Origin of the sequence: Streptomyces lunalinharesii, assembly GCF_039532155.1 — a bacterium.
In the GTDB taxonomy this organism is placed as follows: domain Bacteria; phylum Actinomycetota; class Actinomycetes; order Streptomycetales; family Streptomycetaceae; genus Streptomyces; species Streptomyces lunalinharesii.
This window is the reverse complement of record NZ_BAAARK010000050.1, coordinates 12,965-23,951: the sequence shown is the minus strand read 5'-3', so window position 1 is coordinate 23,951 and position 10,987 is coordinate 12,965. Positions and strand designations below refer to the sequence as shown.

General features: G+C 72.5%; 12 protein-coding genes and 1 pseudogene. 7 read left to right on the top strand and 6 right to left on the bottom strand.

What is annotated here, in order from left to right:
* The first annotated feature begins 39 nt into the window (after positions 1–39).
* The 3 genes and pseudogenes from ABD385_RS36985 (at position 40) to serC (ending at position 1,755) form a co-directional block, all read left to right on the top strand.
* Positions 40–216 (top strand): hypothetical protein, encoded by a 177-nt coding sequence (locus ABD385_RS36985; protein ID WP_344584114.1) that lies wholly within the window; start codon positions 40–42, stop codon positions 214–216.
* A 79-nt stretch (positions 217–295) separates the two neighbouring features.
* A pseudogene (locus ABD385_RS36980) lies at positions 296–472 on the top strand (WYL domain-containing protein); the annotation flags it as partial.
* A 164-nt stretch (positions 473–636) separates the two neighbouring features.
* A complete protein-coding gene (gene serC, locus ABD385_RS36975; RefSeq protein WP_344584112.1) occupies positions 637–1,755 on the top strand; it encodes a phosphoserine transaminase in 1,119 nt (372 codons plus the stop codon).
* A gap of 88 nt (positions 1,756–1,843) precedes the next feature.
* Here serC and ABD385_RS36970 read toward each other — a convergent pair whose 3' ends face one another.
* Positions 1,844–2,620 carry a DUF6333 family protein gene (locus tag ABD385_RS36970; RefSeq protein WP_344584110.1) on the bottom strand — a complete coding sequence of 259 codons (777 nt, stop codon included), beginning with the start codon at positions 2,618–2,620 and terminating at the stop codon, positions 1,844–1,846.
* Positions 2,621–2,862: 242 nt separating this feature from the next.
* Between ABD385_RS36970 and ABD385_RS36965 the strand changes: the two genes are divergently transcribed.
* A complete protein-coding gene (locus ABD385_RS36965; protein WP_344584109.1) occupies positions 2,863–3,276 on the top strand; it encodes a PPOX class F420-dependent oxidoreductase in 414 nt (137 codons plus the stop codon).
* Between the two features lie 33 nt (positions 3,277–3,309).
* On the opposite strand, the gene ABD385_RS36960 is transcribed toward ABD385_RS36965, so the two are convergent.
* Entirely contained in the window at positions 3,310–4,365 is a 1,056-nt protein-coding gene (locus ABD385_RS36960; protein ID WP_344584107.1) for a WD40 repeat domain-containing protein, read from the bottom strand.
* Between the two features lie 99 nt (positions 4,366–4,464).
* On the opposite strand from ABD385_RS36960, the gene ABD385_RS36955 reads away from it, so the two are divergent.
* On the top strand, positions 4,465–5,136 hold the full coding sequence (locus ABD385_RS36955; protein ID WP_344584144.1) for a GDSL-type esterase/lipase family protein: 672 nt from the start codon (positions 4,465–4,467) through the stop codon (positions 5,134–5,136).
* Between the two features lie 42 nt (positions 5,137–5,178).
* The gene (locus ABD385_RS36950; protein ID WP_344584105.1) at positions 5,179–6,180 is read left to right on the top strand and encodes an aldo/keto reductase; all 1,002 of its coding nucleotides are present in this window, start codon (positions 5,179–5,181) and stop codon (positions 6,178–6,180) included.
* A 210-nt stretch (positions 6,181–6,390) separates the two neighbouring features.
* On the opposite strand, the gene thpR is transcribed toward ABD385_RS36950, so the two are convergent.
* From thpR to ABD385_RS36935, 3 genes are read right to left on the bottom strand one after another with little or no spacing between them, the layout of a single operon-like run.
* On the bottom strand, positions 6,391–6,957 hold the full coding sequence (gene thpR / locus ABD385_RS36945; RefSeq protein ID WP_344584103.1) for an RNA 2',3'-cyclic phosphodiesterase: 567 nt from the start codon (positions 6,955–6,957) through the stop codon (positions 6,391–6,393).
* 44 nt (positions 6,958–7,001) lie between these two features.
* Entirely contained in the window at positions 7,002–8,489 is a 1,488-nt protein-coding gene (locus tag ABD385_RS36940) for an MFS transporter (protein ID WP_344584101.1), read from the bottom strand.
* Between the two features lie 27 nt (positions 8,490–8,516).
* Positions 8,517–8,954 carry a MarR family winged helix-turn-helix transcriptional regulator gene (locus ABD385_RS36935; protein ID WP_016572425.1) on the bottom strand — a complete coding sequence of 146 codons (438 nt, stop codon included), beginning with the start codon at positions 8,952–8,954 and terminating at the stop codon, positions 8,517–8,519.
* A gap of 141 nt (positions 8,955–9,095) precedes the next feature.
* On the opposite strand from ABD385_RS36935, the gene ABD385_RS36930 reads away from it, so the two are divergent.
* A complete protein-coding gene (locus tag ABD385_RS36930; RefSeq protein ID WP_344584099.1) occupies positions 9,096–9,296 on the top strand; it encodes a hypothetical protein in 201 nt (66 codons plus the stop codon).
* Positions 9,297–9,317: 21 nt separating this feature from the next.
* Here the strand turns inward: ABD385_RS36930 and ABD385_RS36925 are convergent, their stop codons facing one another.
* The gene (locus tag ABD385_RS36925) at positions 9,318–10,790 is read right to left on the bottom strand and encodes an NCS2 family permease (RefSeq protein WP_344584097.1); all 1,473 of its coding nucleotides are present in this window, start codon (positions 10,788–10,790) and stop codon (positions 9,318–9,320) included.
* Between the last annotated feature and the right edge of the window lie 197 nt (positions 10,791–10,987).

The window sequence follows — 10,987 nt, the reverse complement described above, 5'->3', positions numbered from 1 at the left end:
AAGCCCTGTGGACAAAGGTGTCGCGCCTGATGTGGACGCATGAGCGACGACGCCTCCGGCAGCACCTCCCACGACGCCGCCGGAGCCTCCCCGGGCGGGCGGTCGCACCACTCGTCCGACGGCCTGCCGTCGCTGGACCCGCTGCGCCGCGCGGCCCGTCGGGAGACCCTCGCCCCGCTCGTGGCGCTGCTCGTCCTGGCGGCCGTCTTCAGCTGACGGCACCGGACGGCGAACGAGCGCCGGCCGTAGGGGCGTTCACCTGACGTAGGGGTGTTCACGCCGCGTACGAGTGGAAGACGAGTTGCAGACCGCCGTCTTCACCGACCTGCGGCTCCGCATCCGCTACCGGCACGGCGGCGAGACCCGGCTGCGCACCTACACCGTCGGCCCGTACGGCCTGGTCGCCAAGGCCGGGACCTGGTACCTGGCCGACGCCGCGGCGGCGCTCGGCACCCTCTACGCGGCGGACCGCACCCCGCACCGCTCCGAGTGATCTCGCAGGTCAGAGGCGCCGCCGGGCAGGACCTCGGCAACCTGTGAGGCGCCTGTGACGGCCCGTGTCCACACTCCGACCGCCCGTCATCTCACCGGCTGGACGCGCCGCCCGACCCCCGCTTGACCCTCTAGGCTTCCCCCGTGGCTGATATCCAGATTCCCGCTGACATCAAGCCCGCCGACGGACGCTTCGGCGCGGGCCCCTCCAAGGTGCGTACGGAGGCGCTCGACGCGCTGGCCGCCACCGGCACCTCACTGCTCGGCACCTCCCACCGCCAGGCCCCGGTCAAGAACCTGGTCGGCTCGGTGCGCCAGGGCGTGCGCGACCTCTTCCAGCTCCCCGAGGGCTACGAGGTCGTCCTCGGCAACGGCGGTTCCACCGCGTTCTGGGACGTCGCGACGCACGGCCTGATCGAGCACAAGTCGCAGCACCTGTCGTTCGGCGAGTTCTCCTCGAAGTTCGCCAAGGCCGCCAAGCTGGCGCCGTGGCTCGCCGAGCCCACCGTCGTCTCCGCCGACCCGGGCACCCACCCGGAGCCGGTCGCCGAGGCGGGCGTGGACGTCTACGCCTTCACCCACAACGAGACCTCGACCGGTGTCGCGGCCCCGATCCGGCGGGTGGCCGGCGCCGACGACGGCGCCCTGGTGCTGGTCGACGCGACCTCCGGCGCCGGCGGCCTCCCGGTGGACATCACCGAGACCGACGTCTACTACTTCGCGCCCCAGAAGTCCTTCGCCTCCGACGGCGGGCTCTGGCTCGGCGTCTTCTCCCCGGCCGCCCTGGAGCGCGCCCGCGCCGTGCACGCGTCCGGCCGGCACGTCCCGGAGTTCTTCTCGCTGCCCACCGCGATCGACAACTCCCTGAAGAACCAGACGTACAACACCCCGTCCCTCGCCACCCTCTTCCTGCTCAACGAGCAGCTGGAGTGGATCAACGGCCAGGGCGGTCTGGACTGGGCGGTCGGCCGCACCGCCGCCTCCTCGCAGGCCCTCTACGGCTGGGCCGAGGACTCCAAGTACGCCACCCCGTTCGTCACCGACCCGGCGAAGCGCTCGCAGGTCATCGGCACGATCGACTTCAACGACGACGTCGACGCGGCGGCGATCGCCAAGACGCTGCGCGCCAACGGCATCGTCGACACCGAGCCCTACCGCAAGCTCGGCCGCAACCAGCTGCGGATCGCGATGTTCCCGGCGATCGACCCGGCGGACGTCGAGGCGCTGACCGCCTGCATCGACTACGTGGTCGGCCAGCTCTGACGGCACCTGCACACCGCCCCGGACGGGCCCCGGCACGGCGCACGACGCCCCGCCGGGGCCCGTCCGCGTGCCGGGGTGCCGGCCGGCCCTAGAACCGCGGGAACCACACCTCGGCGAGGTTGTCCGCGCCCTCCTGCGACCGCCGGACGCGGAAGGACGAGACGTGCCGCCGCTCGACGCCACCGGCGGGGCGACGGTGCCACCCGAGGGCCAGTACGCCCAGGTCGGACCAGGTGCGGTCGCACGGCTCGGCGTCGAGGTCGAACCCCACCTCCACCGCCGTCCTCCGGTCGACGCCGAGCGCCCGCAGCACCTCCTGCGGGTCTCCGACGAAGCTCCAGGCGTCCTCGTCGTCGCAGTCCCAGCCGCCGGCGAACACCTCCTCGCCGGTCGGCAGGAGCACCTGCTCCTCCAGGTAGCGGTTGCCGTAGTCGAGTTCGACCGAGCCGACGATGCGGGCCTCGGGGTGCCGGGCGCGCTGGCGCGCGACCTCCGCGGTCATCGCGTCGCAGAGCAGGTCGCTGCCGAGCGCCGGCTCGAAGACCATGACGACGTCGCCCCAGCAGCCGACCGCGACGAAGTCCAGGTCGGCGCGGACCGACGGCCACGCCAGCTCCCCGACGGGCCGTTCCGGCAACTCCTGAAGGACCTCGGCGACGGTGCCCAGCTCCTCGACGACCCGGCGGGCGCGCACCGGGTCGTGCGCCGGCAGCGGCTCCCGCTCGGTGACGTCCGGGTCGGGGAACGGCGGGAAGAGCAGGGTCAGGGTGACCTCGCTGTGCCGCCAGGGCTGCACCTCCTCGTCCGGATCGTGCGCCGCCTCGTCGTCGTGCACCGGGCCCTCGTGAACATCCGCATCGGTCATGTGGCCAACGTAACTCCCGCCACTGACAAGGCCGTTGACGGGCCGTCGCCCCCGGGGAGCGCGAGGTCGGCGGCGCGGACGCCGGGCGCGGCGCACCGCCGAAGGCGTCACGGCGGGCGTCGCCGAACGCGCGCCCCACGGCGGCGAACGCGCCCCCGAACGGACGCACCGCGCCCGGCCGCCACACCGGACGCACCGCAACGAGACGTGACGAAACGGGCCGGATGTGCCTCCATGGAGGGATGCGGACCCCTCCCAGCCCCGGCCTCGCCCCCTTCGAGCGCCAGGGAACGATCCTGCTGACCACCTACAAGAGGGACGGCACCGGCGTCGGCACCCCGGTCAACCTCGCGGTGGACGGCGACCACGCCTACTTCCGCACCTTCGGCAGCGCCTGGAAGGTCAAGCGGATGCGCAACGTCCCCGAGGTGGAGTTCTGCGCCTCGACCTGGCGCGGCAAGCCCACCGGGCCCACCGTCCGGGCCCGGGTCCGGCTGCTCGACCCGGCCACCCGCGAGTACCGGCGCGCCGAGCGGTCGTTGACCCGCAAGTACCCGCTGATCCACGGGCTGGTGGCGCCGCTCGTGCACCGGCTGCGGCGGGAGCCCACGCTCCACTACGAGCTGCGGCTGATCGAGGACGGCCCCCAGGGGTAGCGGGGACGGCCCGGACGGGGCCGCCCGCAGCCGCTACCGGCGACCGCGCCGCAGCAGGCTCCGGACCGCCAGCACCAGCGCCGTCGCGCCCGCCAGCACCAGCGCCCCCTTGCCGTAGCTGGACGCCCCGCCGGACCACTCCCCCGGCCGGCCGGCCGCCGTGCCGCCGCCCGACGTCCCGCCGTCCGCCGCGTCGTCGTCCCGCCGCGCCGCGTCCGGGAGCTGCTCCCCGCTGAGCGCCACCGGCTCGACCTGGCTGTTGCGCCCCTCCGACCCGTACATCAGCGTGCGGCCGTCGGGGGTGAAGCTGACCGACTCGCCCTGGCGTTGGAGCGGCACCGCCACCGGGCCGAGGGCCTCGGGGCGGCCGTCGCGCCAGCGGTACGCCTGCGCCCCGAAGTAGCCGCGCAGCACCAACCGGCTGCCGTCCGGGGAGAACGCGCCGTCGGTCACCCACAGGTCGATCGGGGCGACCCTGCGGAAGGTGTTGCTCCCGGCGGCGGACAGCCGGACCGGGCCCTCGTAGAGCGCGGCGCCGCCGCCCTGCTTCTTGCTCGCGAGGTAGACCCGGCCGGTCTTCGGGTGCACCATCAACGCCTCGGCGTCCCGCGGCCCGTCGGCGTAGCGGACGGTGAACTGCTCGGCGGTGACGGTGGTGTCGCGCAGCTGCGCCGGCTCGGGGAAGCGGTAGATCCAGACGTGGTCCCAGCTGCCGCCGAGGTTGTCGCCGATGTCGCCGACGTAGATCCTGCCGTCCGGGCCGACCGATATCGCCTCGACGTCGCGCGGCGCCCCGATGCCGCGCAGGGTGACGGTGGCGACCGTCCGGCCGGTGGCGGCGTCTACGGCGTAGACGTAGGGGCCGTCGTCGCTGTCGTTGTGGGTCCAGTAGACGCCGGGGTGGGTGCGGCTGGCGGCCAGGCCGCTGGACTCGGTGATCCGGGGGTCGGTGAGGGTGAAGGCGTCCGGCTCCGCGGCGGCGGCCGGCCCGCCGGCCGCGGCCAGCAGGGCGAGCGCCCCGGCCGCCACCCCCGTCGCGTACGGGAGCGGACGGCGGGGGCTCCTGGGGCGACGCACGGCGGCACACATGGGGCACAGCCTGCCACGGCGCCGGCCCTCCCGGGGCCGCGTGGCCAGCGTCACGTACCCGCAGGTAGCGTCGTCGGCCATCATTGCCGGATGAGGATCATGTGCGTCGGGGACTCCATGACGATCGGCAGCTCCGGCGACCACACGTGGCGCTACCGGATGTGGCAGCACCTCAATGCGACGTACCCCGGCCCGTACCGCATCGTGGGCCCGCGCCGCACGCTCCACGACCCGGCCACCGGCGACGCGGACTCCCACGCCTACGCCGACCCGGCCTTCCCCGAGAAGGCCCGCAACCACCTCGCCGGCTGGGGCGAGGGCTGGCTGCACATGGCACCGCTGATCGAGGACGCGGTGCGCGAGCACCGGGCCGACACCCTGCTGGTCTCGCTGGGCCTGATCGACCTCGGCTTCTACACCGACCCGGAGCAGACCGCGCACAACGTGCGGCTCTTCGTGGCGCGGGCGCGGGCCGCCCGGCCACACGTCCGGGCGGTGCTGCTGCCGGTGATACCCAACGTGCGGGCACTGGTGGACCCGGACTTCGACGCCCAGTGCACGCGCTTCAACGAACTGCTGGCGAAGGCGGTGGCCGACCTGTCCACCCCCGGCTCGCCGCTGCTGCTGGCCTCCGTACCGGAGCGCTGGGACATCGACCGGTCCACCTACGACGGCACCCATCCCGGCGAGCTGGGCGAGCACCAGTTGGCCGGCGCGTTCGCCGACGCGATGCACCAGGCGTGGGACGTCGGCGGCCCCTACACCGCCTGACCCCTTGCTTCGAGCGGGCTTCAAGGGCTTGGCTGGACGACCATGAAGTACACGCAGCTGGGACGCACCGGACTCAAGGTCAGCCGCATCGTCCTCGGGACGATGAACTTCGGTCCGCAGACCGACGAGGCGGACAGCCACCGCATCATGGACGCCGCGCTGGACGCGGGCATCAACTTCTTCGACACTGCCAACGCCTACGGCTGGGGCGCCAACAAGGGCCGCACCGAGGAGATCATCGGCTCGTGGTTCGCCCGCGGCGGCGACCGGCGGGACAAGACCGTGCTGGCCACCAAGGCGTACGCCAACATGGGCCCGGACGGCGAGCCGGTCTGGCCCAACCACGACAAGCTCTCCGCGCTCAACGTCCGCCGGTCGGTGGACGCCAGCCTCAAGCGCCTGGGCACCGACCACATCGACCTGTTCCAGTTCCACCACGTCGACCGGTCCACGCCCTGGGACGAGATCTGGCAGGCCGTCGACGTCCTGGTCCAGCAGGGCAAGATCCTCTACGTCGGCTCCTCCAACCACGCCGGCTGGCACCTCGCCCGGGCCAACGAGACCGCCGCCCGCCGGGGCTCGCTGGGCCTGGTCAGCGAGCAGTGCCTGTACAACCTCGCGGAGCGGCGCGCCGAGATGGAGGTCATCCCGGCGGCCCGGGAGTACGGCATGGGCGTGATCCCCTGGTCGCCGCTGCACGGCGGGCTCCTGGGCGGGGTGCTGCGCAAGGAGCGGGAGGGCGCCGGCGCGGCCCGCTCGACCTCCGGCCGCTCCGCGGACTCCCTGGCCAACTCGACGATCCGGGCGCAGATCCAGTCCTACGAGGACCTGGTCGACCAGCACGGCCTGGCGCCGGGCGAGGTGGCCTTGGCGTGGCTGCTCAGCCGGCCGGGGGTGACCGGGCCCATCGTCGGCCCGCGCACCGCCGACCAGCTCGCCTCGGCGCTGCGCGCGGTCGAGCTGGAGCCGTCCGCGGAGCTGCTGGCGGGCCTGGACGAGGTCTTCCCGGGGCCGGGGCCGTCCCCGGAGGCGTTCGCCTGGTGAGCCGGGTGCCCGGGCGGCCGGCGGCGCGCCGCGGCGGGCGGCGCGGTGGGGTCAGCGCAGCGCCGCCGCCACGATGACGACGATCAGCAGCACGGCGAGCAGACCGGACATGATCCGGTTACGGGTCTTGGGATCCACCCTTTGAGCGTAACCGGGGCCGAACCGGGCCCTGCGCCGACCCGGTCGTTCGCCGCCCGGGCCGCTTCCGGCTCAGCCGCCCAGCGGCCAGCGCGCCACCGGTTCGTAGTGCGGCTGGCCGCCGGGGACGCCGGGCGCCGGCGGGTGGCTGCGCATCAGGGCGATCTCCTCGACCGTCCAGGCGCCGCCCGCGAAGTCGGCCAGGGCGGCGGTGTACGGGACGAGGTCGAGGCGGCCGACGCGGTTCCGGGCGAGGGTGAGGTGCGGGGTGTACGGGCGGTGCTCGCCCATCCGCAGGCCCGCCCGGCGGCCGGCCGCCTCGGCCGCGTCCGCGAGGTGGCGCATGGCGGGTCGGTCGCCGTCCGCCCCGGCCCACACCACCCGGTCCCCGAACCGGCCGCCGCCGGCGATCCGCAGCTCGTAGGGGGCGTGCCGGTGGGCGGCGCGGCCCAGTCGCTCGTGCAGCTCGGTGAGGGCGTCCGCGGGCACCTCGCCGTAGAAGGCGAGGGTGAAGTGCCAGCCGTCGTGGCCGGTCCAACGCAGTCGTTCGGCGTCCGGCAACTGCTTCAACCGGCCCACCTCCGCGGCCAGTTGGCCGAGGAGGTGGGCCGGCGGCAGCACGGCGGCGAAGAGTCTCATGGGGTCAGTGTTGCCCCGCGTGAGCCGCCGTGCCCGGCGAACGGCTACGCCGCCGGCGCCAGCTCCTTCTCCGGCGCCTCACCGGCCACCCCGGCGGCGCCCCTGCGCGGGACGAACGCCACGTGCGGGTGCCCGCGCCGCAGGTCGATCTTGAGGCGGAGCCCGCCGGAACGGGCCAGGACCAGGCCGACCAGGGCCGCGGCCGCCGCGGAGATCGCCCCGCCGGCGAGGAACCCGATCCGCGGGCCGTAGGTGTCGGTGACCCAGCCGAGCAGCGGCGCGCCCAGCGGCGTACCGCCCATGAAGACCATCATGAACAGGCTCATCACCCGGCCGCGCATCGCCGGGTCGGTGGCCATCTGGACGCTGGAGTTGGCCGTGACGTTGATCGTCAGGCCGACCATGCCTATCGGGGCGAGCAGCGCCGCGAAGACCCAGAACCCGGGCGACAGGGCGGCGACGCACTCCAGCAGGCCGAAGACCAGCGCCGCCCCGACCAGCATCCGCAGCCGGGATCCGGACCGGCGGGCCGCGAGCAGCGCACCGATCAGCGAGCCGGCCGCCATCAGGCCGTTGAACAGCGCGTACGTGCCGGCCCCGGCGTGGAAGACCTTGTAGGTGAAGGCGGTCAGCCAGATCGGGAAGTTGAACCCGAAGGTCCCGATGAAGCCGACCAGGACGATGGGCCAGATCAGTTCGGGGTGCTGGCGGACGTAGGCCAGGCCCTCCCGCAGCTGCCCCTTGCTCCGCGGGACCCGGTCCACCTTGTGGAGTTCGGCGGTCCGCATCATCAACAGGCCGGTGAGCGGGGCGAGGAACGACAGGCCGTTGAAGAGGAACGCCCAGCCGCTGCCGAAGGCGGTGATCAGGACGCCGGCGACGGCCGGGCCGATCAGCCGGGCGGACTGGAAGTTGGCGGAGTTCAGGCTGACCGCGTTGCGCAGGTCGCGCTGGCCGACCATTTCGGAGACGAACGCCTGCCGGGCCGGGTTGTCGACGACCGTCACCAGGCCGAGGAGGAAGGCGCCCGCGTAGACGTGCCAGACCTGGACCTGGCCGCTGAGCGTGAGGCCGGCCAGCGCCAGGCCGGTCAGGCCCATCGCGGACTGGGTGCACAGCAGCAGCTTGCGCTTGGCGAAGCGGTCGGTGAGGACGCCGCCGTAGAGGCCGAAGAGCAGCATCGGCAGGAACTGCAGCGCGGTGGTGATGCCGACCGCGCCGGACGAGCCGGTGAGGCTGAGCACCAGCCAGTCCTGGGCGATGCGCTGCATCCAGGTGCCGGTGTTGGAGACCACCTGACCGGTGGCGAAGAGACGGTAGTTGCGGATGCGGAGGGAGCTGAACATGCCCGTGCGCGGTGTGGCGGCGGGGCCGGGGGTCGTGCCGGCCGTGGCAGTCCCGCCGGGGGGCGGGGCTGCGGCGTCACCGGGGGCCTCGATGGGGCCCGGGGTGGTCGCGTTCGCGTCGTCGGTAACCGTGTCGTGGTGGGAGTTCGGTGCGGGGGCGGAGTGTGCTCCGGGTCCCGTACTCAAAGTGGGTTCGCCTCCTCGGGCCAGGGTCTACAGCTGTGCGAGCTTCTCCAGTACGGGAGCGGCGTCCCGCACCTTGGCCCACTCGTCGTCGTCCAGCCCGGCGGCCAGTTCGGCGAGCCAGGCGTTGCGCTTGCGGCGGCTCTCCTCGAGCATCGCCTCGGCCTGTTCGGTCTGGGTGACCACCTTCTGGCGGCGGTCGTCGGGGTGTGCCTCCAGCCGGACCAGTCCCTTGGCCTCCAGCATCGCGACGATGCGGGTCATCGACGGGGGCTGCACGTGCTCCTTGCGGGCCAGCTCGCCGGGCGTGGCCCGGCCGCACCGGGCGAGGGTGCCGAGCACCGACATCTCGGTGGGGCTCAGCGACTCGTCGACGCGCTGGTGCTTCAGGCGGCGCGAGAGGCGCATCACGGCGGACCGCAGGGAATTCACGGCGTCAGCGTCGACACCGTTGGACAGTTCCGGCATGGTCTTTAGCATAGCTCATTAGCCTTTCTAAGGAAAGCGGGGTACCGGGGCCCGCCGCTGGACACCGTGGGATCACCCATATGAGTGAGGACGTCGCGGAAAGCGACACACCTGACCACACCGTGCGGGGACCGTGTCGGTATGGGATCGAGAGTGCTCAGCCTGCGCGTGGACGGGGAGCTGCTGGAGCGCCTTGGGCAGCATGCCGCAAAACGCGGAATGAGCGTCCAGGACTACGTGGTCCGGACGCTCATCCGCGAGGACTTCGATGAACGGTTGTCGAACTCGGTCGACGCGACCGAGCGGCTGCACGGCTGGGGGTCGGTGCCCCGCCCGTCGTGACGGGGCCGACCGGAGCGCCGCCTACTTGACCCCGAGCACCTGCTCGATCGGGTTGAGCAGGAAGTAGACGAGGAAGCAGACCCCGACCGCGTTCAGCAGCCACGGGACCTCCCTGAAGCGGCCGGTCGCCGTCCGCAGCAGGATGAAGGCGAGCACGCCGATGCCGATGCCGTTGGTGATGCTGTAGGTGAACGGCATCGAGATCACCGTCAGGAACGCCGGGATCGCGACGGTGAAGTCGCTCCAGTCGATGCCCCGGACGTTCGAGGCCATGATCAGGAAGCCGACGACCAGCAGCGCGGGCGTCGCGGCCTGCGAGGGGACGACGGTGGCCAGCGGCGTGAAGATCAACGACAGCAGGAACAGCCCGCCGGTGACCAGGTTGGCCAGGCCGGTGCGGGCGCCCTCGCCGACGCCGGCGGTGGACTCCACGAAGCAGGTGTTGGCGGAGGCCGAGCCGAAGCCGCCGGCGGCGACCGCGATGCCGTCCACCATCAGGATCCGCCCCATGTTGGGCAGGTTGCCGGTCTCGTTGTCCAGCAGCTCGGCCTCCTCGCCGACGCCGATGATGGTGCCCATCGCGTCGAAGAAGCCGGACAGCAGGACGGTGAAGACGAACAGGCAGCCGGTCAGCACGCCGACTTCCTTGAAGCCGCCGAAGAGACTGATCTTGCCGATGAGTCCGAAGTCGGGCGCGCCGACGATCCGGTCCGGGACGTTCGGGACGGCCAGCCCCCAGGACGCGTCCGGAATGGTCGCCACCGCGTTGATGATGATCGCGACGACGGCCATGGTGACCATCCCGATCAGGATCGCGCCCTTGGTCTTGCGGACGGTCAGCACGAACATCAGCGCCAGGCCGAGCACGAACACCAGCACCGGCCAGCCCTTGAGCTGACCGCCCTGGCCGAGGCTGAGCGGCACGGTGGTGTGCGCGGCGTCCGGGTTGCGGCTGACGAAGCCCGCATCCACCAGGCCGACCAGCGAGATGAACAGGCCGATGCCGATCGCGATGGCCCGCCGCAGCCCGCCCGGGATCGCGTCCATCACCCGTTGGCGCAGCCCGGAGGCGACCAGGATCATCAGCACCAGACCGGCGAGCACCACCATGCCCATCGCGTCCGGCCAGCTCATCTTGGGCGCGAGCTGGAGCGAGACCACCGCGTTGATGCCCAGGCCGGCCGCGATGGCGATCGGGACGTTGCCCATCACGCCCATCAGGACGGTGCCCAGGCCGGCCATCAGGGCGGTGGCGGTGACCAGCTGCCCGTTGTCCAGATGGTGGCCGTATTTGTCGACGCCGGCGCCGAGGATGATCGGGTTCAGCACGATGATGTAGGCCATCGCGAAGAACGTGGCGAGTCCGCCGCGCAGTTCGCGGCTGACCGTCGAGCCCCGCTCGGAGATCTTGAAGAAGCGGTCGAGTCCGTTCCTGGGCGGCTGTGGGCCAGGACTCTTCAGGGCGTCGACCGGCGTGGGGGTCGAGGGCGACATGCAGGACCTCAGTCGTACGGGCCGGAGCGGGCGCGAGGGCCCGAGGGCCGGACCACGCACGGACGGCGGGACAGCAACCAATGAACGGGAACAGTGTGGAGGGATCAGATTGGAGGAATCAACGATCCGAACCAGTCAGTTCCGGAAAGGTTCAGTATGAATAAACAATTCGTTGATCGCTATCTCCGCGCGTAGAC